General features: G+C 72.5%; 23 protein-coding genes, 1 tRNA gene and 1 pseudogene. 10 read left to right on the top strand and 15 right to left on the bottom strand.

What is annotated here, in order from left to right:
* Positions 1-90: 90 nt before the first annotated feature.
* Both ACVJ1F_RS04560 and ACVJ1F_RS04555 read right to left on the bottom strand, forming a co-directional pair.
* Positions 91-1239, bottom strand: coding sequence for a Gfo/Idh/MocA family protein (locus ACVJ1F_RS04560; protein ID WP_056046529.1), 1149 nt, complete (start codon positions 1237-1239; stop codon positions 91-93).
* Complete coding sequence (locus ACVJ1F_RS04555) at positions 1236-1979, bottom strand: sugar phosphate isomerase/epimerase family protein (protein WP_456884931.1); 744 nt, start codon at positions 1977-1979, stop codon at positions 1236-1238. The genes ACVJ1F_RS04560 and ACVJ1F_RS04555 overlap by 4 nt, the downstream gene beginning before the upstream one ends.
* A 217-nt stretch (positions 1980-2196) precedes the next feature.
* Between ACVJ1F_RS04555 and ACVJ1F_RS04550 the strand changes: the two genes are divergently transcribed.
* The gene (locus ACVJ1F_RS04550; protein WP_056046530.1) at positions 2197-3387 is read left to right on the top strand and encodes an ROK family transcriptional regulator; all 1191 of its coding nucleotides are present in this window, start codon (positions 2197-2199) and stop codon (positions 3385-3387) included.
* An 88-nt stretch (positions 3388-3475) separates the two neighbouring features.
* On the top strand, positions 3476-4210 hold the full coding sequence (locus ACVJ1F_RS04545; RefSeq protein ID WP_285062999.1) for a YqaJ viral recombinase family protein: 735 nt from the start codon (positions 3476-3478) through the stop codon (positions 4208-4210).
* Here ACVJ1F_RS04545 and ACVJ1F_RS04540 read toward each other — a convergent pair.
* Positions 4192-4833 carry a Pr6Pr family membrane protein gene (locus ACVJ1F_RS04540; RefSeq protein ID WP_456884928.1) on the bottom strand — a complete coding sequence of 214 codons (642 nt, stop codon included), beginning with the start codon at positions 4831-4833 and terminating at the stop codon, positions 4192-4194. The genes ACVJ1F_RS04545 and ACVJ1F_RS04540 overlap by 19 nt on opposite strands.
* Before the next feature lie 129 nt (positions 4834-4962).
* On the opposite strand from ACVJ1F_RS04540, the gene ACVJ1F_RS04535 reads away from it, so the two are divergent.
* The gene (locus tag ACVJ1F_RS04535; protein ID WP_456884926.1) at positions 4963-5949 is read left to right on the top strand and encodes an NADP-dependent oxidoreductase; all 987 of its coding nucleotides are present in this window, start codon (positions 4963-4965) and stop codon (positions 5947-5949) included.
* A gap of 55 nt (positions 5950-6004) precedes the next feature.
* Here ACVJ1F_RS04535 and ACVJ1F_RS04530 read toward each other — a convergent pair whose 3' ends face one another.
* The 6 genes from ACVJ1F_RS04530 to ACVJ1F_RS04505 form a co-directional block, all read right to left on the bottom strand.
* The gene (locus ACVJ1F_RS04530) at positions 6005-6541 is read right to left on the bottom strand and encodes a GNAT family N-acetyltransferase (protein WP_056046534.1); all 537 of its coding nucleotides are present in this window, start codon (positions 6539-6541) and stop codon (positions 6005-6007) included.
* 122 nt (positions 6542-6663) lie between these two features.
* Entirely contained in the window at positions 6664-7353 is a 690-nt protein-coding gene (gene rplA / locus ACVJ1F_RS04525) for a 50S ribosomal protein L1 (RefSeq protein WP_043592944.1), read from the bottom strand.
* A gap of 100 nt (positions 7354-7453) precedes the next feature.
* Complete coding sequence (gene rplK, locus ACVJ1F_RS04520) at positions 7454-7885, bottom strand: 50S ribosomal protein L11 (RefSeq protein WP_043592945.1); 432 nt, start codon at positions 7883-7885, stop codon at positions 7454-7456.
* A 110-nt stretch (positions 7886-7995) separates the two neighbouring features.
* Positions 7996-9090, bottom strand: coding sequence for a transcription termination/antitermination protein NusG (gene nusG / locus ACVJ1F_RS04515; protein ID WP_456884924.1), 1095 nt, complete (start codon positions 9088-9090; stop codon positions 7996-7998).
* 95 nt (positions 9091-9185) lie between these two features.
* Positions 9186-9467: a preprotein translocase subunit SecE gene (gene secE, locus ACVJ1F_RS04510; RefSeq protein WP_043592949.1), complete on the bottom strand. Its 282-nt coding sequence runs from the start codon at positions 9465-9467 to the stop codon at positions 9186-9188.
* Between the two features lie 84 nt (positions 9468-9551).
* Positions 9552-9624 (bottom strand) — tRNA-Trp (locus tag ACVJ1F_RS04505).
* A gap of 233 nt (positions 9625-9857) precedes the next feature.
* Between ACVJ1F_RS04505 and ACVJ1F_RS04500 the strand changes: the two genes are divergently transcribed.
* The 5 genes from ACVJ1F_RS04500 to ACVJ1F_RS04480 all read left to right on the top strand — a co-directional run bounded on the left by ACVJ1F_RS04500 (position 9858) and on the right by ACVJ1F_RS04480 (position 14896).
* On the top strand, positions 9858-11060 hold the full coding sequence (locus ACVJ1F_RS04500) for a pyridoxal phosphate-dependent aminotransferase (protein ID WP_056046539.1): 1203 nt from the start codon (positions 9858-9860) through the stop codon (positions 11058-11060).
* A 100-nt stretch (positions 11061-11160) separates the two neighbouring features.
* On the top strand, positions 11161-12081 hold the full coding sequence (locus ACVJ1F_RS04495) for an ABC transporter ATP-binding protein (protein WP_456884921.1): 921 nt from the start codon (positions 11161-11163) through the stop codon (positions 12079-12081).
* Positions 12078-12887, top strand: a complete 810-nt coding sequence (locus ACVJ1F_RS04490; RefSeq protein ID WP_056046543.1) for an ABC transporter permease — start codon at positions 12078-12080, stop codon at positions 12885-12887. Before ACVJ1F_RS04495 ends, ACVJ1F_RS04490 begins: the two co-directional genes overlap by 4 nt.
* An 84-nt stretch (positions 12888-12971) precedes the next feature.
* Positions 12972-14189 (top strand): sensor histidine kinase, encoded by a 1218-nt coding sequence (locus tag ACVJ1F_RS04485; RefSeq protein ID WP_456884919.1) that lies wholly within the window; start codon positions 12972-12974, stop codon positions 14187-14189.
* Positions 14190-14254: 65 nt separating this feature from the next.
* Entirely contained in the window at positions 14255-14896 is a 642-nt protein-coding gene (locus ACVJ1F_RS04480) for a response regulator (RefSeq protein ID WP_159826098.1), read from the top strand.
* Between the two features lie 95 nt (positions 14897-14991).
* Here the strand turns inward: ACVJ1F_RS04480 and ACVJ1F_RS04475 are convergent, their stop codons facing one another.
* The 3 genes from ACVJ1F_RS04475 to ACVJ1F_RS04465 are packed head-to-tail and all read right to left on the bottom strand — an operon-like array spanning position 14992 to position 16966.
* Positions 14992-16083 carry a UDP-N-acetylmuramate dehydrogenase gene (locus ACVJ1F_RS04475; RefSeq protein WP_456884917.1) on the bottom strand — a complete coding sequence of 364 codons (1092 nt, stop codon included), beginning with the start codon at positions 16081-16083 and terminating at the stop codon, positions 14992-14994.
* Complete coding sequence (locus tag ACVJ1F_RS04470) at positions 16080-16511, bottom strand: MaoC family dehydratase (RefSeq protein WP_056046546.1); 432 nt, start codon at positions 16509-16511, stop codon at positions 16080-16082. The genes ACVJ1F_RS04475 and ACVJ1F_RS04470 overlap by 4 nt, the downstream gene beginning before the upstream one ends.
* Complete coding sequence (locus ACVJ1F_RS04465; RefSeq protein ID WP_173151341.1) at positions 16508-16966, bottom strand: FAS1-like dehydratase domain-containing protein; 459 nt, start codon at positions 16964-16966, stop codon at positions 16508-16510. The genes ACVJ1F_RS04470 and ACVJ1F_RS04465 overlap by 4 nt, the downstream gene beginning before the upstream one ends.
* Before the next feature lie 215 nt (positions 16967-17181).
* On the opposite strand from ACVJ1F_RS04465, the pseudogene ACVJ1F_RS04460 reads away from it, so the two are divergent.
* Positions 17182-17400: pseudogene (locus ACVJ1F_RS04460) on the top strand (DUF3072 domain-containing protein); the annotation flags it as partial.
* A gap of 298 nt (positions 17401-17698) precedes the next feature.
* Positions 17699-18601 (top strand): UbiA family prenyltransferase, encoded by a 903-nt coding sequence (locus ACVJ1F_RS04455; protein WP_456884915.1) that lies wholly within the window; start codon positions 17699-17701, stop codon positions 18599-18601.
* Positions 18602-18655: 54 nt separating this feature from the next.
* On the opposite strand, the gene ACVJ1F_RS04450 is transcribed toward ACVJ1F_RS04455, so the two are convergent.
* Genes ACVJ1F_RS04450 through ACVJ1F_RS04440 form a run of 3 tightly spaced genes read right to left on the bottom strand, consistent with a single transcriptional unit; the run spans position 18656 to position 21703 of the window.
* Positions 18656-19819 carry an FAD-dependent oxidoreductase gene (locus ACVJ1F_RS04450; RefSeq protein WP_456884913.1) on the bottom strand — a complete coding sequence of 388 codons (1164 nt, stop codon included), beginning with the start codon at positions 19817-19819 and terminating at the stop codon, positions 18656-18658.
* Entirely contained in the window at positions 19806-20588 is a 783-nt protein-coding gene (locus ACVJ1F_RS04445; protein ID WP_456884911.1) for a class I SAM-dependent methyltransferase, read from the bottom strand. The genes ACVJ1F_RS04450 and ACVJ1F_RS04445 overlap by 14 nt, the downstream gene beginning before the upstream one ends.
* The gene (locus ACVJ1F_RS04440) at positions 20585-21703 is read right to left on the bottom strand and encodes a type III polyketide synthase (protein WP_456884909.1); all 1119 of its coding nucleotides are present in this window, start codon (positions 21701-21703) and stop codon (positions 20585-20587) included. Before ACVJ1F_RS04440 ends, ACVJ1F_RS04445 begins: the two co-directional genes overlap by 4 nt.
* Between the last annotated feature and the right edge of the window lie 108 nt (positions 21704-21811).

Genomic DNA, 21811 nt, shown 5'->3' with positions numbered 1-21811 from the left:
GGGGGGGGGGGGGGGGGGGGGGGGGGGGGGGGGGGGCCGGCCCCCCCGGGGGGGGGCCGGGGGGGGGGGCGCCCCCGCCACCGCACCGGATCAGCCGAGGGTCGGGACGGAGGGGTCCCAGCTCTCGGGCAGCTCGGGCGTCGGCTCGAGGGTCGAGTCGACGCGGACGCTCTCGTCGCGTTCGGCGGACTCGGCCAGCGAGACCATGACGTCGAGGACGTGAAAGGCGAGTTCGCCGGGCACGCGCTCACGGCGACCCTCGCGGATGGCCTGGGCGAGCTCGGCGACGCCGGTGCCGCGGGTGAAGGTCGAACCCGTGGCCGCGACGACCGCCGGCTCGTCGGTGCCCGTGTGGACCGTCGTGTCGCCCTCGAACTCGTTCGGGTCGGGGAACACGGCCGTGCCCTCGGTCCCGGCGATCTCGACGAAGCCGGCACGGGCCAGCTTCGAGTCGAAGCTGAAGACGGCCTGCGCGCTGGCGCCGCTCTCGAACTGCAGCAGGGCGCTCACGTGCGTCGGCACCTCGACGGGGAAGACCGTTCCGGCCTTCGGCCCCGAGCCGATGACCCGGCTGTCCCGGGCCTTCGACGCCGTGGCCGTGACCTTCGCGACGGGTCCGAAGACCTGCACGAGCGTGGTCAGGTAGTACGGGCCGACGTCGAACATCGGTCCCGCGCCGTAGGCGAAGAGGAACTCGGGGCTGGGGTGCCACGACTCGGGGCCGGGCACCTGGAAGAGCGCGAGGCCGGTCAGGGGCGTGCCGATGTCGCCTCGCTTCACGACCCGCAGTCCGGTCTGCAGACCGGCGCCGAGGAACGTGTCCGGGGCGACGGCCACGCGGACGCCCGCCTCCTTCGCGGCGGCCAGCAGCCGGGCACCGCTCTCGCGGTCGAGGGCGTAGGGCTTCTCACCCCAGACGTGCTTGCCCGCGGCGACGGCCTGCAGCGCCACGTCGACGTGGGCCGCCGGGATCGTCAGGTTGACCACGATCTCGACGTCGTCGAGGGCGAGCAACTCGTCGACCGTGCCGCTGGCAGGCACGCCCCACTTCTCGGCCTGGGCCGCCGCGCGGGCCTGGTCGATGTCGGCGATGAAGAGCACCTCGAGGTCGGGGAACTGCGTGAGGTTGCCGAGGTACTGGTCGCTGATCACGCCGGCGCCGATGACCCCGACGCCCACCGGGCCGGTCTTGCCGTCGGAGGCGACGGCGGGCCGCGAGGCAGTCGTCACGTCGGTCATGCGCGGACCCCCTGCAGGAACTCGAGGCTGTCGGCGAGCGCGGTGAACACGTCACCGGCGTGGTCGTCGAGTTCGACGACGGGGGTGGCCTGACGGGCCGCCTGCAGGATGTCGCGGACGGGCATCGACCCGCGCCCGACGGCGACCTGCTCGACGTCGTTCTTGTTCTTCGGGCCGTCCTTCACGTGGAGGAACTGAACCTTGTCGCCCAGGCGGGCGAGCAGCTCGGCGGCGTCGACGCCGCCGACCTCGACCCAGTAGGTGTCGATCTCGAGCACGACGTTCGCGGGCAGGGCCGCGGCGAACACCTCGAGGGCGGGGGTGCCGTCGATCAGGTTCTCCAGCTCGAAGGCGTGGTTGTGGTAGCCGATGGTGAGGTCGTGGGCGGCGGCCGCGTCGGCGATCTCGCCCAGCTCCTTCGCGATCGCCTCGACGTCCTCACGGGTGACCCAGCGGGTCTCGTCGATGTGCGGGTCGATGATCGTGCCGACGCCGAGACGGGTGGCGGCGGCGAAGATCGGCTCGAGGTCCTTGCCGATCAGGCCGACGTGCGCGCTGGGCGCGGTGAGTCCGGCGGCGGGCAGGGCCTCGGCGTACTCGTCGACGCGGTCGACGAAGGCGTACGGCTCGACCTGGGTGTAGCCGAGGTCGGCGATGCGCTGCAGGGTGCCGGGCAGGTCGGCGGCGATGGCGTCTCTGACCGTGTAGAGCTGGACCGAGATCGGGCTTGCGGTGGTCACCAGGGGTGTCTCCTCTTCCGAGTGGATGTGCGACGGCGACGGGCACCGTCGGGGACTCTCAGCGGTCGAGCCGTCGACCGGTCACCCCCGGAAGAGTGGCGGTCGGCGTCGACCGAGACTCACCATAGGACCGCTTCTGTCGACCCGCAAGCAAAAGTCGACCTTTTCTCGGCGGGGTTCTCTCGGGCGTCGCCGAGGGCTGTGGTTTACTGCTGCCATGTCCGACACGACGAGGTCGTCTGCCCTCGGCAGCACCGGAGCCAGCGAGATCTTCCAGCTGCTCCGCGACGGCGTGCCGCGCACCCGGGCCGAACTCGCGGCGATGACGGGCCTCGCCCGGTCGACGATCGGCCTGCGCCTGGACGTCCTGGCCGAGCTCGGTCTGGTCGGCCCCTCCGCCGACGCCGTCTCGACGGGTGGCCGCCCTCCCTCGCGCGTGGCGCTCATCCCCTCGGCCCGCGTCGTCCTGGCCGCGGACTTCGGAGCGGGCCACGTCAACCTCGCCCTGACCGACCTGATGGGCGTCGAGCTGATCAGCGACCGTCGCCTGATCGACATCGCCGACGGTCCCGAGACGACCCTCGCCGGCATGGTGACCGGAGCGGACGCCCTGCTCGACCGCCTCGGTCGCACCCGGGACGACCTCATCGGGGTCGGGATCGGCCTGCCGGGCCCCGTGCAGTTCAGCACGGGTCGACCGGTGAACCCGCCGATCATGCCCGGCTGGGACGGCGTCGACGTGCCGGGCTGGGTGAGGCGCCACCTCGACGTGCCCGTCCTCGTCGACAACGACGTCAACATCATGGCCCTCGGCGAGCGCAGCCACGCCTGGCCGGGCACCGACCACTTCCTGTTCGTCAAGGTCGCCACCGGCATCGGCTCGGGCATCATCTCGGGCGGTCGCCTGCAGCGCGGCGCCCAGGGCATCGCGGGCGACATCGGCCACGTGCAGATCCCCCGCGGCGCCGGCGTCGTCTGCCACTGCGGCAACGTCGGGTGCCTCGAGGCCGTCGCCTCCGGGCCGGCCCTCGCCCGCTCGCTGCGGGCCCTCGGCCACGACTGCGAGGGTGGCCGCCAGGTCGTCGAGCTCGTCCGGGCCGGCAACGTCGACGCGGTGCAGGCCGTCCGCCAGGCGGGTCGCGACCTCGGCGAGGTGCTGACCGCCTGCGTCAACATGATCAACCCCTCGGTCATCGCGATCGGCGGCTCGATGGCGCAGGCCGGCGAGCACCTGCTGGCCGGCGTGCGCGAGGTCGTCTACCAGCGCTCGATGCCGCTCGCGACCGAGCACCTGAGCATCGTGCCGTCCCGGGCGGGCGACCGGGCGGGGCTGATGGGGGCGAGCATGCTCGCGATCCACCACGCCCTCTCCCCCGCGGCGATCGACGAGCTCGCCGCCGCCGTCTGACCGCGGGCTCCCGGTGCCCGCCGCTCCGCCGCGACACGAGGAGGCGCGGGTGTCGTCCTCGTGCCCCCGGCGAGGGAGAATGGTCACCATGACCGTCGTCCAGCCCATGCTCGCCCTGTGGGACGACGACGAGCCGACGACCCCCGCCGCGCCTCCTGCGCACCTGACGCGCGTGCTGGCCGACTCGTCGGACCGCATCGCGTGGCTGCGGGCTCGCAGCCAGGGCATCACGGCCACCGACGTCGCCCGACTCTCGAGCCCGCGCGCCGTGCAGGCCGTCGTGCTCGACAAGTTGTACGGCAACGGTTTCGGCGGCAACGCCTACACCGACCACGGGCGGGCGCGTGAGCCCGAGATCGCCCGGTGGGTGCTGCAGCGGCACGGCATCGAGTCCAGCCAGAAGCTCTTCCACGCCGCGGGTCAGCGGCGACACCTGGCCACCCCGGACGGCGTGACCGTCCGCACCGACGGCACCGTCGAGCTGTGCGAGATCAAGACGACGAAGAAGGCCTGGTCGTCGATCCCCCGTTCGTACCTGCGTCAGGTGGCCTGGCAGCAGTACGTGCTCGGCGCCGAGCGCACCCTCGTGGTGTGGGAGCAGCACACCGACTTCGTGCCCCTGCACGGTGACCCGCAGTGCCGCTGGGTCGAGCGCGACGAGGACGAGATCCACCGTCTCGTGGCCCTCGCCGACCAGGTGCTCGACACCCTCGCACGACAGGCGCCGGTCGACCCGTTCGCGCCGGGCGGCCGGGCGTCGGCGCCCCCACCGCCCGACGACTACGAGGCCTACGAACCCCCGCCCTACGATCCGTTGCGCTGAGGCACGCGCCGATCCGGGTCGACGAGGCGCAGGCGCGACGCCGCCACGACGAGTGCCCCGATCAGGGCGACCGCGACGGCGATGCCCACGCACCAGAGCGCCACGACGCCCCCGCCGATGGTCGCCACGTCGAGGAAGGGGTACGGCACGAAGTCGGCGCCCCGGGCCAGGACGACGACCACCCAGACCAACGGGAAGGCCAGGAACTGCCACAACCGCCGCCAGGGCTGACGGTCGCGGTCGGCGAAGAGCACCCAGTCGAGCACGACGTAGAGGGGGATCACCCGGTGGAACACGTTGCTCGCCCACCCCACGGTGTACGGGTCGTTCGAGGGCAGTCCCGCCAGCAGCAGGTTGAAGACCAGCCCGGTCAGCGCGATGTACGTGGTCGCCGCCGCCCGCACCGCGACCGTCCACCGGGGCGGCGTCGTCCGGCGCAGCACCGTGAGCGCGCCGATCGCCAGGGCCAGCAGCACGATCAGGTTGCTCTGGATGGTGAAGTACCCGAAGAAGTCCACGAACCGGTACCCCGGGTCGCGCAGGCTGTTCTCCCACTGGGCCACGACGGCGACGAGGACCGCGACCGCAGCCGCGACGCGCAGGACGGCGACCGATGCTCTCATGTCCACACCGTACCCATCATCGTTTCCCTCTCGGTGACACCCGCGAAACACGGGTGACTCATCCGTCCCGTTGACTGACCTGACCACCGCGCCGGAGCCACGGCGCACACGAGCCGACAGGGGCCGCCGATGGACACGACGATGCAGACGACGATGCGGGCGATGGTGATCGAGCGGACCGGCGGGCCCGAACAGCTCGTCGCCGCCGACGTGCCCTACCCGCGACGGGTCAACGCCGAGGTGCTCGTGCGCGTCGTCGCCGCCGGCGTCAACCGCTTCGACCTGGAGACCCGAGCCGGTCGCGGCGACAGCGACGCCATCCCGGCGTTCCCGGCCGTGCTGGGCCACGACTTCAGCGGCGTCGTCGTCGAGACGCCCTACGCGGCGCATCCGCTGAGTCCGGGCGACGCCGTCTACGGCATGGCCCCGTGCCCGCGCTCCGGTGGCAGCTACGCCGAGTACATCAGCGTCCCGTCGCTGTCGGTGGCCCGGAAGCCCACCACCCTGTCGCACCTCGAAGCCGCCGCGGTGCCCCTCGCGGCGCTCACGGCCTGGGGGATGGTCGTCGACGTCGCCAAGGCCCACGAGGGCCAGCGCCTCCTCATCAACGCCGGCGCGGGCGGGGTGGGGCACTTCGCGGTGCAGTTCGCCTCGTACTTCGGCGCCCACGTCGTCGCGACCGGCTCGCAGGCCGACTCGGCCTGGCTGCGGGAGCTCGGTGCCGCCGAGGTCGTCGACTACGGCGCGGCCGACGTCGACCGCAGCGTCCGTCAGGTCGACGTCGTGCTCAACCTGGTCGACGACGACGTCGAGGCCGACCGGTCGCTGAGGTTGCTGCGACCCGGAGGGCTCGCCGTCCACGCACCGCTCGCCTCGGGGGCCGCCTTCGCCGAGAAGGCCGCGCAGGCAGGCGTCCGGTCGACCGGGTTCGCCGTCTCCCCCGACGGCGCCACGCTGGCGGTCATCTCGCGACTGCTCGACTCGGGAGACGTCCGGGTCTACGTCGACGAGGTCTACGACCTGGTCGACGCCCGTGACGCCCATGCCCGCCTCGAGCGGTCGCACACCCGCGGCAAGCTCGTGCTGCGCGTCACCGACGACACCGAGGCCGCCTGACCCGGCCTCCCGACCCGGCCTCCGGACCGGCCGCCGTGGCCCGAAGCGACCCCGCCTAGATCCGACGCTCGAGGACGAAGTCCTGCTGCAGGTCGTCGCCGAGGGCGAAGGTCTTCGTCCCGACCTTCACGAGTCCGTGCTTGGCGTAGAAGCGAAGCGCCCGTTCGTTCTGCTGGTTGACCCCGAGCCACACCGAGGAGGCGCCGGTCGCGCGGGCTGCCTCGAGGGTCGCGGCCATCAGGGTCGAGGCCGCCCCCGTGCCGTGCCCCTGCGGCATGACGTAGAACTTGCTCAGCTCGACGGTCGGCCGGGACGAGACGGCTGCGGCGACGTCCGCGTCCTCGGGATCTCCCGCGATCATCATGCTGTAGCCGAGGGCCCCCCGGGCCGTGGGGTCGACGGCCAGCAGGACGGTCCGGGTGTCGTCGGCGAGGTAGCGCGAGAAGGCCTCCTCGGACAGCACCGTGGTGACGACCCGGGCGATGTCCGCGAGGTCCGACCCGGGCGGGCAGGCGAGCGGGAAGGTCACCGCGGCGACCTCGGCGAGCAGGGGGGCGTCGGTCGGGAGGGCGGGGCGCACGGTGACGGTCATCTGCCCATGGTGCCCCACCCACGCCTCCCCGCCCGACCACGGACGGGCGCCGACGACGAAGGCCGCCCCACTCGAGAGTGGGACGGCCTTCGGGCGACGCAGTGCCTGGGAGGTCGGAGGACCTAGAAGACGTTGATGTCGAGGGGGATGCCGGGACCGAAGGTCGTCGACAGCGTGCCCTTGGTGATGTAGCGGCCCTTGGACGAGGACGGCTTGAGGCGGACGACCTCTTCGAGGGCGGCGTCGAGGTTGGTGTTCAGCTGCTCTTCCGAGAAGCCGGCCTTACCGATGACGAAGTGCACGTTGCTGTGCTTGTCGACACGGAACTCGATCTTTCCGCCCTTGATGTCGTTGACGGCCTGCGCGACGTTGGGGGTCACGGTGCCGGTCTTCGGGTTGGGCATGAGGCCGCGGGGGCCGAGCACCTTTCCGAGACGACCGACCTTGCCCATGAGCTCGGGGGTCGAGACGGCCGAGTCGAACGACGTGTAGCCGCCCGCGACCTTCTCGATGAGCTCGTCGCCACCGACCTCGTCGGCACCGGCGGCGATGGCCGCCTCGGCGGCGGCACCCGTCGCGAACACGATGACGCGGGCGGTCTTGCCCGTGCCGTGCGGCAGGATGACGGTGCCGCGCACCATCTGGTCGGCCTTGCGGGGGTCGACGCCGAGCTTGAGCGCGACCTCGACGGTCGAGTCGAACTTCTTCGAGCCGGTCTCGCGAGCGACGGCCACGGCCTCGCTGGTGCTGTAGAACTTGCCTGCCTCGATCTTCTCGGCAGCGGCGCGGTACGCCTTGGACTTCTGAGCCATGTTGGACCTCTTCGTACTGGGGACGTGGTTGCGAGCCTGGCCGGCTCTCCCACTGATGTCAGGGTCGTGCAGGCGGGTCGCCTGCACGGAGGGGTGCTGCTTAGGCGTCGACCGTGATGCCCATGGAACGGGCGGTGCCGGCGATGATCTTCGCCGCGGCGTCGATGTCGTTGGCGTTCAGGTCGGCCTGCTTGGTCGTCGCGATCTCGCGCACCTGGTCCATGGTCAGCTTGCCGACCTTGGTGGTGTGCGGGGTTCCCGAACCCTTGGCGACGCCGGCGGCCTTCTTGATGAGCTCGGCGGCGGGCGGGGTCTTGAGGATGAACGTGAACGAGCGGTCTTCGTAGACCGTGATCTCGACGGGGACGACGTTGCCGCGCTGCGACTCGGTCGCCGCGTTGTACGCCTTGCAGAACTCCATGATGTTCACGCCGTGCTGACCCAGGGCCGGGCCGATGGGCGGGGCGGGGTTCGCGGCGCCGGCGTTGATCTGAAGCTTGATCAGACCCGTGACCTTCTTTTTCGGTGCCATTGTTCTTTTCCTTCTTGTGGGGTTCGAACCGATCGCGGTCGCGACCTGCTCTCCCGGTGGCCCGCGGCGCGGACTCCGGTGATCTGTAGACCTGGGGGGGTGGGTGCCTGCTAGAGCTTCGTGACCTGGTCGAAGCTGAGCTCGACCGGCGTCTCGCGCTCGAACAGCGAGACCAGCACGGTGAGCTTGCCGCTCTCGGGCTTGATCTCGTTGATCGTACCGGGAAGTCCGGCGAACGACCCCTCTTTGATCGTGATCGTCTCGCCGATCTCGAAGTCGACCTCGGCGGGGATGACCCGCTGGGCCTGCTTGCCACCCTTGGCGCCGCCCTTGGCGGGCGCCGGGGTCGTGTCGACCTGGACGAGGCTCTTCAACATGTTGAAGGCCTCTTCGAAACGCAGCGGCGTCGGGTTGTGGGCGTTGCCCACGAAGCCCGTGACGCCGGGGGTGTGGCGGACGACGGACCAGCTGTCCTCGTTGAGGTCGAGACGCACGAGCACGTAGCCGGGGATGCGGACGCGGGTGACGAGCTTGCGCTGCCCGTTCTTGATCTCGACCACGTCCTCCATGGGGACCTCTACCTGGTAGATGTAGTCCTCCATGGTCATCGAGACCATGCGGTTCTCGATGTTCTGCTTCACGCGGCGCTCGAAGCCGGCGTACGAGTGGATGACGTACCACTTGCCGGGCTTGCCCCGCAGCTCGTAACGGAAGGCCTCGTAGGGGTCGACCTCGGCGGGCTCGTCGTCCTCGACCTCGGTGGCGGACACGTCGACGTCGACGTCGTCGTGCGCGATCTCGGCGTCGGCGTCCTGGACGGACTGCTCGGCCTCGGCGACGACGGCGTTCGCGGCGGGGGCGTCGCCCTCGTCGGCCGCCTGCTCGGCCTCGGAGTCGGCCTCGTCGTCGGTGGCCTCGACCGCGGCCTCGGCCTCGAACTCGTCGTCGATGTCGAGGGCGTCGTCGACGATCGCGTCGGCCTCGGGGTCGCGTGCCTCGGCCAGCGTGTCGAGCAGGCCGTCGAGGTCGCTCGTGTCGGTCGAACCGGAGTCGCCTTCGTCGACGACCGAGAGGGCCTCGGACTCGGCGGGCTCGACGGCGTCCTCGTCGGCGGCCAGCGTGCCGCCCTCTTGGGCCTCTTCGACCTCGGAGGACTGCTCGGCAGCGGTGGCGAGGTCGATGTCGTCGCGCTCGTTGTCAGGCAAGGGTTCTTCTTTCGATCGGGGTTGTCGGGTGCTCGTGCTTGGTGGCACGGGACCCGCTCACGTGGTGCTCGGGGAGTCGGCCGGTGGGTGACGCGTCAGCTGCCGGTCGGGCCGTTGCCGAAGACGTAGCCGACGCCGGTGCCGAACACCAGGTCGAGCAGGGAGACGAGGGCCATCATGATGACCACGAAGACCAGGACGACGCCGGTGTAGCTGAGCAGCTCTTTGCGGGTCGGCGTGACGACCTTCTTGAGCTCGGCGATCACCTGGCGGATGAACAACGCGATGCGGGCGAAGGGACTGCGGCGCGTCGCACCGTCGCTCTTCGCCTTCTCGACGACGTCTTCACTGGGGACGTCAACGTCTTTTCTCGCCACTGTTCCGACCTTCCGAGCTCGGCCCGTGGGCCTGTGTCCGTATCTGTGTGTGATCACCGTGTCATGAAGAACACAGCCGGGCTGCAGGGCGGACAGGACTCGAACCTGCAACCTGCGGTTTTGGAGACCGCTGCTCTACCAATTGAGCCACCGCCCTATGGGATCGACGCCCTTCAGATGACCTCTCGGTCGGACCCGGAGGCCCTGCCTCTCTCAGTCGGCTGTTGGTAAACCGGACTGCAGAGGCGCGCTGAAGCTTGGCGCATTCGATCGCCTCGTCAAGTGTAGGCGAAGCGGCGGGCGCGTGCAAAGCCGGGCGCCACGGGGTCCGACGGACCGCCGGCGGGCGCACCCGTCCGGGCCGGTCACACCCCCGCTAGGCTGACCCGCGTGACCCCGACCGCGCGCCGTCTCTCGTCCCGTATCTCGTCGATCGCCGAATCGGCCACGCTGGCCGTCGACGCGAAGGCCAAGGCCCTGCTGGCACAGGGCCGACCGATCATCAGCTACGGCCCGGGCGAGCCCAACTTCCCCACGCCCGACCACATCGTCGACGCGGCCGTCGTCGCCGCCCGCGACCCGCGCAACCACCGCTACTCGGCCGCGGCCGGCCTGCTCGAACTGCGCGAGGCGATCGTCGAGAAGACCCTGCGCGACAGCGGCACCACGGTGTCGACGTCGCAGGTGATCGTCACGAACGGTGGCAAGCAGGCCGTCTACCAGGCCTTCCAGGCGCTGCTCGACGACGGCGACGAAGCCCTCCTGCCGTCGCCCTACTGGACGACCTACCCCGAGGCCATCGCCCTCGCCGGCGGAGTCACCGTCGAGGTCTTCGCCGGTGCCGACCAGGGCTACAAGGTCACGGTCGACCAGCTCGAGGCCGCCCGCACCGAGCGCACGAAGGTTTTGCTGTTCTGCTCGCCGTCGAACCCGACGGGCGCGGTCTACTCACCCGACGAGGTCGAGGCGATCGGTCGTTGGGCCCTCGAGGCCGGCGTCTGGGTGATCACCGACGAGATCTACCAGAACCTCACCTACGACGGGGTGACGGCCGTCTCGATCACCGAGGCCGTGCCCGAGCTGGCCGACCAGGCGATCCTGGTCAACGGCGTGGCCAAGACCTACGCGATGACCGGGTGGCGGGTCGGCTGGATGATCGGCCCGACCGACGTGGTCAAGGGTGCCGCGAACCTCCAGTCGCACCTCACCTCGAACGTCTCGAACGTGTCGCAGCGGGCGGCCCTCGCGGCCCTCACCGGGCCGCAGGACGAGGTCGAGGCCATGCGGGTCGCCTTCGACGCCCGACGCAGCACCATCGTCCGCGAGCTCAACCGGATCGACGGCGTCGTCACCCCCACCCCCGAGGGTGCCTTCTACGTCTACCCCGACGTGCAGGGCCTGCTCGGTCGCGAGTGGGGAGGCGTCACGCCCACCACGTCGCTCGAACTCGCCGACCTCATCCTCGAACAGGCCGACGTCGCCACCGTGCCCGGTGAGGCCTTCGGGCCCAGCGGGTACCTCCGGCTGTCCTACGCCCTCGGCGACGACGAGCTGCTCGAGGGTGTCCGCCGCCTCCAGCGCCTGTTCGCCTGAGGCCGCGACCCCCGTCCCGAGGCCGGGTCCACCGATCGGTGGACCCGGCCTCGGCCGGTCGGGCCTGGTGCGCGGAGCCGCCACGGCGCACGCTGGAGCCATGACCCCCGAACCCGTCGTGCGAGTGCACGACCTCACCAAGACCTACGGCACCGCCACGGCTCTGCACGGCCTCTCGTTCGAGGTGGCCGCGGGCGAGACCCTCGGCCTGCTCGGCCCCAACGGCGCCGGCAAGTCGACCACCATCGAGATCCTCGAGGGCTACCGGGACCGGTCGGGCGGCGACGTGTCGGTGCTCGGCGCCGACCCGCAGCACGCCGGACTCGACTGGAAGGCGCGCCTCGGCATCGTCCTGCAGACCTCCGGCGAACAGGGGACGGCCACGGTGCGCGAGCAGATCGCCCACTTCGCCGGCTTCTACCCGAACCCGCGCGACGTCGACCAGGTGATCGCCGCGGTCGGCCTCGAGGCGAAGGCCGGGGCACGCATCCGGTCGCTGTCCGGCGGGCAGCGACGACGCGTCGACGTCGCGCTCGGTGTGGTCGGCGGCCCCGAGCTGTTGTTCCTCGACGAACCGACCACGGGCTTCGACCCCGAGGCCCGCCGACAGTTCTGGCAGTTGATCCGGTCGCTGTCGGACGACGGGACGAGCATCGTCCTCACCACGCACTACCTCGACGAGGCGGCGCAGCTGAGCGACCGCGTCGCGGTGATCGCGCAGGGCCGGCTCGTCGCCCAGGGGCGACCCGACGAGCTCGGGGACGAGGAGGCGCGCACCCCTCGCGTGACCTGGCTCGACGAGCACGGACGGCACGACGTCCGCACCTCCGCACCGGGCGCCCTGGTCGCCGACCTGCACGCCCGCGGCGGCGAACCGCGCTCGCTCGAGGTGATCCGGCCGTCGCTGGAGGACGTGTACCTCGGGTTGGTCGCGACCGCCGAGCACGTCGCGGACGGAACACGGGGCGCGACGGACGCCGGGGACGCGCCGCGCGCCTCCTCGTCCGGGGTGACCTCGTGAGGACGCTCTCGCTCGGCCTGAGCCGCACCCGGTACGAGGTGCGGGGGTACTTCCGGGCCGGCGACACCGTCTTCTTCACGTTCCTGTTCCCGGTCGTGATGCTCGCGATCTTCTCCACGGCTTTCAGCGCCTCGGGCTCGTTCGGCACGCGGCCGGACGGTTCCGAGGTGGGGGCCGCCGCGTTCTACCTGCCGGGCATGATCGCGGCCGGCATCCTGCTCTCGGGCGTGCAGAACCTCGCCGTCGACATCGCCCTCGAGCGTGGCGACGGCACCCTCAAGCGACTCTCGGGGACGCCCCTGCCGGTCGGGTCGTACTTCGTCGGCAAGTTCGGCCAGGTGCTCGTCACGAGCCTGCTGCAGGTGGCGCTGCTCGTGCTGGTGGCCCGGGTGCTCTTCGGCGTGCCCTTGCCGACCGACGCCGGGTCGTGGCTGACGCTCGCCTGGGTCTACCTGCTCGGCATCGCGACGTCGGCACTGGTCGGCATCGCCCTCTCGCGCGTGCCCCGCAGCGGGAAGAGCGCCACGGCCGTGATCGTCCCGATCACGCTCGTGCTGCAGTTCATCTCGGGGGTCTACCTGCCGTTCACCCAGCTGCCCGACTGGCTGCAGTCGGTGGCCTCGGTGTTCCCGTTGAAGTGGCTGGCGCAGGGCATGCGCAGCGTGTTCCTGCCCGACACGTTCTCGGCCGCCGAGGCCGGCGGATCGTGGGACCTGCCCGGCGTCGCGCTCTGGCTGGCGGTCTGGCTCGTCGCCGGCGCCGTCGCCTCGCTGCTGACCTTCCGGTGGATCAGGAAGGACACCTGACCGGTGGACGGCCACCGTCCCCCGCCCGATCGACGACGACCTCGTCGGCCTCGACGGCCCGCGGCTGCCACTAGCGTGATCGACATGGACGACACCGGCGACCGGGCGGAGGCCGCGGCCTCCGCCCGGTCGGGCACCGCCATCTCGATGCGCTGGTGGGACGCCGGCCTCGCGATCACGGTCGTGGTGATGGTCGTCCTGGCCACGACCTCGTCGAGCGGCCGGGTCACGGCCTCGTTCGTCGCCGTCGGGCTGCTGCTGCTCGCGTGGTTCGCCCTCGCACGGCCCGTGGTGCGTCGCGCCGACGCGCTGCTGTCGCTGCCGACCGTGACGGCCGTCGCCGCGCTCGTGGTGGTGGGCGGCGTCGCCGTGGCCGCCACTCCCGAACTCGCGGTCGTGCAGGCCTTCCTCATGCCGCTGATCTGGACGCTGCTGCCCGGCACCCGGTCCGCGATCGTCGCCAACGTCTGCCTGTGCGTCGCCATCTCGATCGGGTTCGTCGTCAGCCTCGGCTGGTCGGCCGAGGCCCTCGCGACGGCCGCCACCAGCGAAGGCCTCTCGCTCGTCTTCAGCATCGCGCTGGGGATGTGGATCACCACGATCGCCCGGGTCGGGGTCGAACGCGGCCGGCTGCTCGACGAGCTGCGCGAGGCCCAGGCCGAACTGGCCGCCCGCCACCGCGACGCGGGCACGAGCACCGAACGCGAGCGGCTGGCCCGGGAGATCCACGATACGATCGCCCAGAGCCTGACCGGAGTCGTCATGCTCGCCCAGCAGACCCGCGGAGCCCTCGCGGCCGGCGACCTGACGACGACCCGTGAACGGCTCGACGTCATCGAGGCCGCCGCCCGCGAGGCCCTCACCGAGGCGCGCACCCTCGTCGCGGCGACCGCGTCCACCGGACCGGCGGGCACCGACGTGGCGGCCGCCCTCCACCGCCTCGGCGAGCGCTTCGAGCGGGAGAGCGGCATCGGGGTCACGGTCGACGCCGTCGAGGTCGACCTGCCCCGCGACCTGCAGGTCGTGCTGGTGCGGTGCACCCAGGAGGCGCTGGCCAACGTCCGCAAGCACAGTGCGTCGACGTCGGCGCGGGTCACGCTCACGGCGACGGACGGGACGGCCGTGCTCGTCGTGTCCGACGACGGCACCGGGTTCGACACGGCGGTCGCATCGACCGGGTTCGGCCTCGACGGTCTCCGCGAGCGGCTCGAACTGTCGGGCGGCCGCCTCGACGTCTCGTCGGATCGTGACGGGACGGTCGTCACCGCGCAGGTCCCCCGCGCCGCGGTGGTGACCCCGTGACCGCGGGGCCCGCGCACGAGGGTGCGACGTCGACCGGGCCCGGAGCCTCGTCGGCGGGATCGCCCGTGCACCGCACCCTCGTGGCCGACGACCATCCGATCGTGCGGCAGGGCATCGCCGCCCTGCTCGCGACGACGGACGACTTCGTCGTGGTGGGGCAGGCGAGCGACGGCTCCGAGGCCGTCGCCCTGGCGGACTCGCTCGAGCCCGACCTGATCGTGATGGACCTCCGCATGCCCGGCCTCGACGGTGTCGAGGCGACCGAGGCCGTCCTGGCACGTCACCCGACGACCAAGGTCGTCGTGCTCACCACCTACGAGTCCGACGACAGCATCCTGCGGGCGATCGAGGTGGGGGCGAGCGGCTACCTCCTGAAGGCCTCCCCGGAGGACGAGCTCGTGGCGGGCCTCCGAGCCGTGGTCGCGGGACAGGTGGCCCTCGCCCCCGCCATGGCGGCCCGTCTCGTCGGCCGCGCACGCAGCGGCGCCGAGCCCGTGCCGCGCCCGACCCCGTTGAGTCCTCGCGAGACCGACGTGCTCGCCCTCGTGGCGGAGGGTTGCTCGAACCGCGAGATCGGACGCCGGCTGTTCGTCGGCGAGGCGACGGTCAAGACGCACCTGCTGCACGTCTTCGAGAAACTCGGCGTCAACGACCGGACGCGCGCCGTCACGCTGGCGCTCGAACTCGGCCACCTGCCGCGCCGCTGAGGATCTCTGCACCGCGGCGTCGGACGGCCACCGCCGCGTCGGACGGCCATCGCCGCGTCGGACGGCCGCCGCGTGGGACGCACGCGGCCGCGTCCCTACAGCGCGAGGCCGAGGAGGACGGGCTCGGGGTGCAGCAGCACGCCGAACTCGGACTGGACCCGCTGCTGGACGTAGCGCGCGAGCTCGGCGACCTCGCCGCCCGTGGCACCGCCACGGTTGGTCAGGGCCAGGGTGTGCTTGGACGAGACGGCGGCCTGCGAGCCCGGCAGGCGGAAACCCCTCGCGATGCCGGCGTGCTCGATCAGCCAGGCGGCGCTGAGCTTGACCTCGGCGGGCGCACGGGGCGCCGGGGCGGCCGGCTCCTCACCGAGTGGCACGACCTGGCGCTCGGGCTCGGGGCCGGTCGGCCACCGTGGCGCGTCGGCCGGCAGGGTCGACGCATCGGCCCGCGACACGATCGGGTTGGTGAAGAACGACCCGCTCGACGCCGTGTCACGGTCGGCCGGGTCGAGCACCATGCCCTTCGCGGCCCGCAGGGCGAGCACGCTGGAGCGCACGTCGGCGACCGAGACCCGGGCCCCGAGCTCGACGCCGAGGGCCTTCGCGAGCTGCGGGTACGCGACCTGCTCGCTCGCGCCTCCGTGGTCCGTGAGGGCGAACTCCACGGCCGTGACGACGCCCCGACGGCCCTGCTTGAAGACGCTCGTGCGGTACCCGAGGTCGAGGTTGGCCGCGGGGATGCGGACGAACTCGCCCGAGTCGTCGTCGAGGAAGTCGACGGCCACGAGCGTCGAGGCGACCTCCTGGCCGTAGGCACCGATGTTCTGGATCGGCGACGCGCCCGTCGAGCCGGGGATGCCGCTGAGCGCCTCGAGCCCCGACCAGCCCTGCTCGACCGTCGAGGCGACGAGGTCGTCCCAGGGCTCACCGGCGGCGACGCGGAGGTGGACGCGGTGGTCGTCGGAGTCGACGCGCTCGACACCCCGGGTGGCCACGTGGACGACCGTGCCGTCGAACGGCTCGTCGGAGGCGACCGTGTTCGACCCGCCGCCCAGGACGTACCAGGGGTCGTCACCGACCGACGCCTCACGGACCGCGGCCAGCAGCTCGTCGGTCGTCGTCGCCTCGACCAGGCGGGCGGGCTCGCCGCCCACCTGCATCGTCGTGAGCTCGGCGAAGGTCGTCACGCCAGCGTCACCACGACCTGGGCCTTGCCCAGCACGGTCTGGCCGCCGGCGGTCACGGTCAGGTCGATGCGCGCCGTGCCGGCCTCGGCGTCGAGCTTGCCCACCTTCGCGACGACGGCGATCTCGGCCCCGGCGGTGGGGTCGACCACGACGGGACGCGTGAAGCGCACCTGGTAGTCCGACACCCGACCGAGCACGCCGGCGTCGTCGCCCGCCCCCTCGAGCCATTCGACGACCGGCTGGACGGCGGTGCCCATCGTGAGCATGCCGTGGGCCAGGACACCGGGGAGACCGACCGCGGCCGCCACGTCGTCGCGGTAGTGGATGGGGTTGAAGTCGCCCGAGGCACCGGCGTAGCGCACCAACGAGTCGCGTGTCAGGGGGTAGGTCTTCTCGGCGACGACCTGGCCGACCTCGAGGGCGCTCACGCGGCGGCCTCGTCGTCGGCGCGGACGACGAGCGTCGACACGGCGGTGACCACGTGCCGCCCGTCGACGTCGCGCATGTCGGAGGACGCCGTGACCATGGCGTTGCCGCCCAGCGTCTTGACGCTCGTCACGGTCAGGGTGGCCGTGAGCTCGTCCCCCGCGACGATCGGACGCGAGAGCGAGAAGCGCTGCTCGCCGTGGACGACGCGGGAGAAGTCGATGCCCGCGTCGGGTTCGGCGAGCAACTGGGCGAGGGTGGCCTCTTGGACGACGACGGCGAAGGTCGGCGGGGCGACGAGGTCGCCGTGCCCGGCCGCGTGGGCCGCCTCGACGTCGAACGAGAGCGGGCTCGTCGAGCCGGTCGCGCGGGCGAACTCGCGCACCTTCTCGCGGCCCACGAGGTAGGGCGGGGCCGGCGGGAAGACCCGCCCTTGCAGATCAGGGTTCACGGACACGCGGTCGAGTCTAACCAGCGGGGTACGTCGCCCGGCCCGGTGTCGGGGGCACGGCGTACGTTCACGTCATGAGCGACGCGAACATCGACCCCGACATCACCCCCGTCGACCCGGCAGCGGCCGAGTCCGACGAGACGACGACCACCGACACGACGACCACCGACGAGACCGACCAGGCCGCCACGGCCCGCGAGGAGAACGCGGCTCCCGCACACGGCGAGACGCTCGGCGGCGCCCGCCCCGACGGCGGCAGCACGGCGTCGAAGGACCCCGACGACTGGGTCACCGGCGACGAGCCCATCACCGGCCCGCAGAAGAGCTACCTCGACACCCTCGCCCGCGAGGCCGGCGAAGAGCTGCCCGCCGACATGACGAAGGCCGAGGCGAGCGAGCACATCGACCGCCTCCAGCAGAAGACCGGCCGCGGGGCCTGACCCCTCGTACCCCGGGGCCCGGGCCGATCCGCGAAAGACGGCCCGGTGCCCCTTCCGATACACCCGTGGCAGTCGTACACTCCAGTCACGTCTGGGATGGTAACTCGACGTGGGCACCCTCCTCTGGCGCGTGCCGGTACTGATCCACCTGCACCTCGAGCGCCGAGGGTGCGACGGGGTGCATCCGAGTCCTCCCCCGACTCGGGTGCACCTCTTCACGTCGCCCACCGCATCGCGTCCCGTCGTCCGGGGCCGACCGACCCGGGGCCGTGCGGCTCCGTCCGTCTAGGGTGAACGGATGACCTCCCCCGAGCCCCCGGTCTCCACCGCCGGCTCAGGTCGCCGCGACGGCCCCGCCTCGTGGACCGCCGCCCTGCTGGGTTCGACGCACCCGGGGCCGACGGTGGTGGTGACCGTCCTCGCCGTCGTGCTGGGCGCCTCCTCGGGGTTGCCCCTCGGCCGACTCGTGCTGCTCGCCCTCGCGGTGCTGCTCGGACAGGCCTCCATCGGGTTCGCGAACGATTGGCTCGACGCCGGGCGCGACCGCGCCGTGGGCCGGACCGACAAGCCGGTGGCCCAGGGCCTCGTGAGCGTGTCGGCCGTTCGCCGTGCCGCGGTGGTCTGCGGCGTGCTGATGCTCGTGCCTTCCTACGCGCTCGGGCCTGCTGCCGGGACGGCCCACCTCGTGCTCGTGGCCTCGGGGTGGGCGTACGACCTCGGGCTCAAGCGGACCCCGGTCTCGGTGGCGCCCTTCGTCGTCAGCTTCGGCCTGCTGCCCGCCGTCGCCACCCTCGCCGCGGCACCACCGTCGCCTCCGGCCGGCTGGGCCGTGGCGGTCGGAGCCGTGTTCGGCATCGCGATCCACTTCACGAACGTCCTGCCCGACCTCGACGACGACGCGCGCACCGGCATCGTCGGGCTCCCCCACCGCCTCGGGCGGACCGTCTCGGGAGTCGTCGCGTTCGCGGCGCTGGCCGTCGCGGCCGTCCTGCTGTTCTCGGGCCGGCTGGGCGGCGACTCGTCGGCTCCGGGCCTCGTCGCTGCCGCCGTCGGCACCGCCGTGACCCTCGGCATCGCCGTCGTCGGCGTGCGCCTCGTGCTCGCGGGACGCGTCGACCGGACCCTCTTCCGGTTGATCATGGTGGCGGCCGTGCTGCTCGTGGTGCAGCTCGCCCTCAGCGGCGGCACCGTCGTCGCCTGAGCACGCGGGTCGGCGGAGGGAGCCGAGCCGGCGCGGCCGCGGGGACCGGACCGCTCAGGCCCAACGCATGGCGTAGACCGACGCGAGCAGGTGCCTGCTCGGAGCCCTCAGCACGGCTCCGAGCGCCAGGTCCCGGGCCCGAGCCGCTCCCCCGCCGACGGGCCGACCGAGGGCGGTGTTCCACTCGGCCTGCCGGGCGGCGCGCAGGGCGGCGCGGGCACGGTCGGCGTCGAAACGGCCGAACGTCGTCGGATCGAGCACCCGGCCACCCCTCCGCTTCACCGCCGCAGCGATGACGGCCTCGAGCGCGTGCCCGTCGAGCCAGCCGAGGTTCATGCCCTGGCCGCCGATGGGACTGATCTCGTGGGCGGCGTCGCCGATCAGCGTGACCCGGCCGACGACCCTCCGGACGGCCAGCCGGCGCCGGACGCCGAACCCGCTCGTCATGGTCGAGGTCGTCGGGTCGACGGGCGACCCGGTGCGGTCCGACACGAGCCGCGCGACGTCGTCCGGTGCGACCGACGCGGTCGCTCCGTGAGCCGACCCGACGTGCACCACGAACCGTCGTCGACCCGCGGGCAACGGGAACGACTCGACCACCCCGGAGCGCTCGAGATGGATCACGGCGTCGGGGCCGTGGCCGGTGGCGTCGGCGAAGTCGCCCATCACGTAGCGGTCGGGCAGGTCCCGGGCCCTGGTGTCGACGCCCAGCGCGGCGCGGACGGCGCTGCGCGTGCCGTCGGCCCCGACGACGAAGCGGGCGGCGACGACCACCGGCCCCTCGTCGTCGACCCCCTCGACGACCACGTCCTCGTCGCGTTGTGCGAGCCCGACGAACCGCACGCCCCGACGGAGCGCGTCGTCCCGCCGCGCGGCCAACCCCGTCCGCAGCACCGCCTCGGTGCGGTCCTGCGGCACCGCCGCGACGAACGGCCACCGCGACGACGCCCGGTCGAACGGCACCACGCCGACCGTCCGCTCGCCGCTCCGGGCGATCCCCCGCCGGATGCGGACGGCGTCGGCGAGCAGGTCGTCCGCGAGGCCGAGCCGGTCGAAGAGGTCGATCGAGGGCGGATGCACGCCGAGGGCGCGCGAGTGCGCCGGATCGTCGACCCGCGCCTCCCAGACGACGGCATCGAGGCCGCGATCCGCCAGGGCGGCGGCGAGCATCACCCCGACGGGCCCCCCACCGACGATCAGGACGTCATGCGTCCGCACGGCCGGCACCCCCGGGGGCGTCGACGCCGATCTCGCGGACGAGCAGCAGACGGAAGGGCCACTGCCGGACGACGCGCCACCCCGGCGGAGCCACGTCGACCAGCTCGTCGGCGGTGAAGCTGCGGCGGATCGACAGGAGCCCGTCGACGTGGACGAACGAGCGGGTCCGCCACGGCCAGGTCGCGGCCCGGTAGGCGAGGTACGCCCCGCGGGCCCGCTCGATGTCGGCGTGCAGCACGAGACGGGACGCCAGGCGGGCGCTGTCGTCCAGCACGGCCGCCCGGGCCTCGTCGTCGAGGTGGTGCAGGACGTGGTTCGACACGACCACGTCGAAGGTCTCGCCCGCCGCCACGAGGTCGGCGCTCGAGGCCCGCCGGAACTCGACGCCGGGCGGGACGGGGCGGGACGCCGCGAAGGCGTGGGCCCGTTCGTCGGGATCGACGGCCACGACCTCGAGGGCGAGCCCGTCGCGACGGGCCCAGCCGGCCAGGGCGCGCGCGAGGTCGCCGCCGCCGGACCCGAGGTCGAGCAGCCTGGTCGTCACGTCGGCCGACAACAGCGGGTGGAGGCGGCGGAGGTACGCCCGGCGCCACCCCGCCACGAGACCGTTCACGACCGGGAAGGCCCGGTAGGTGGCGTTCAGCAGGCCGAGGTCGCAGCCCGGGTCGTCCATCAGCTCGACGAGTCCGACGCCTCGTCGCGACAGGTCCGGCCACCAGGGCGGCCGCACCGCGACCGACGGAGCCGAGGAGGTGCGGGTCGCGCTCACGAGACCGCGCGACGCGTCATCAGCGCGGTCTCGACGGTCAGCCCGGGGCCGAAGGCCATGGCACCCACGCGCTGCGACGGGGCGGGGGGCCCGGCCAGGAGGTCGGCGAGGATGAACAGGACGGTCGCGCTCGACATGTTGCCGTAGTCGCGCAGGACGTCGCGTGAGGGCGCCAGGTGGGCGTCGGTGAGCCCGAGCTGCTGTTGCACGCGGTCGAGGATGCTGCGCCCGCCCGGATGGACGGCCCACAGGTCGACGTCGCCGACGCCGACGCCGCCGGCCTCGAAGAGCGGTGCCAGGGCCGAGTCGATGTGCAGCTCGATGATCTGCGGGACGTAGCTGCTCAGCACCATGTCGAAGCCCAGGTCGCCGATCGTCCACGCCATGTCGGTCTCGCCGACCGGCGTGAGCACCGTCTCGAGGACGTCGAGGTCGAGCACGACGGAGCCCGACAGCGCCGGGCGGGCGGTCACCACGGCGGCGGCCGCCCCGTCGGCGAACACGGACGAGGCGACGATCGAGTCGGGGTCGTCGGAGCTCCGCAGGTGCAGCGTGCAGAGCTCGGCGCAGACGACGAGCACGACCGCCTCCGGATCGGCGAGGCAGAAGTCGCGTGCGGCGGCGAGGGCGGGGAAGGCCCCGTAGCAGCCCATGAAGCCCAGGTGGTGGCGACGGGTCGACGGCGACAACCCGAGGCCCCGGACGAGCAGGTAGTCGGGCCCGGGGGCGAAGAAGCCGGTGCACGACACGCTGATCACGTGCGTGACGTCGTCGGGCCCGAGGTCGGGCGCCGCCGCGAGCGCGGCACGAGCGGCGTCGAGGAACAGCTGGGGCGACCGGTCCGTGTAGACCTGGTTGCGCGCACCCGTGCCGGGTCGGAGGATCTCGTTCGACGCGGCGTCGTAGAACGTGGGCTCGCCCTCGCGCGGTCGCCGGTCGAGCTCGTCGACGACGGTGTGCCGGGTCTCGATGGCCGAGGCACCGAACGCGGCGCCGACGATGCGCTGACCGAGGCGGCCGAGGCCGGCCTGGGTCGCGAAGATCTCTCGGACGTCGTCCTGTCGGATGATGGTCGGGGGCACCGCGGTGCCGATGCTGCGGATGCTCACGGCCATGCTTCATCGTATGCCCGACGCCCGGGCACGGCGCACCGGTCACGTCTCGGTGCACGGAGACGACCCGGCGGTGACCACCGAGCGTACGGACGACGAAGGCCCGAACTC

The organism is Frigoribacterium sp. 2355, from assembly GCF_054060695.1.
The sequence above is the reverse complement of the archived record's forward strand: the minus strand, read 5'-3'. Positions and strand labels throughout refer to the sequence as shown.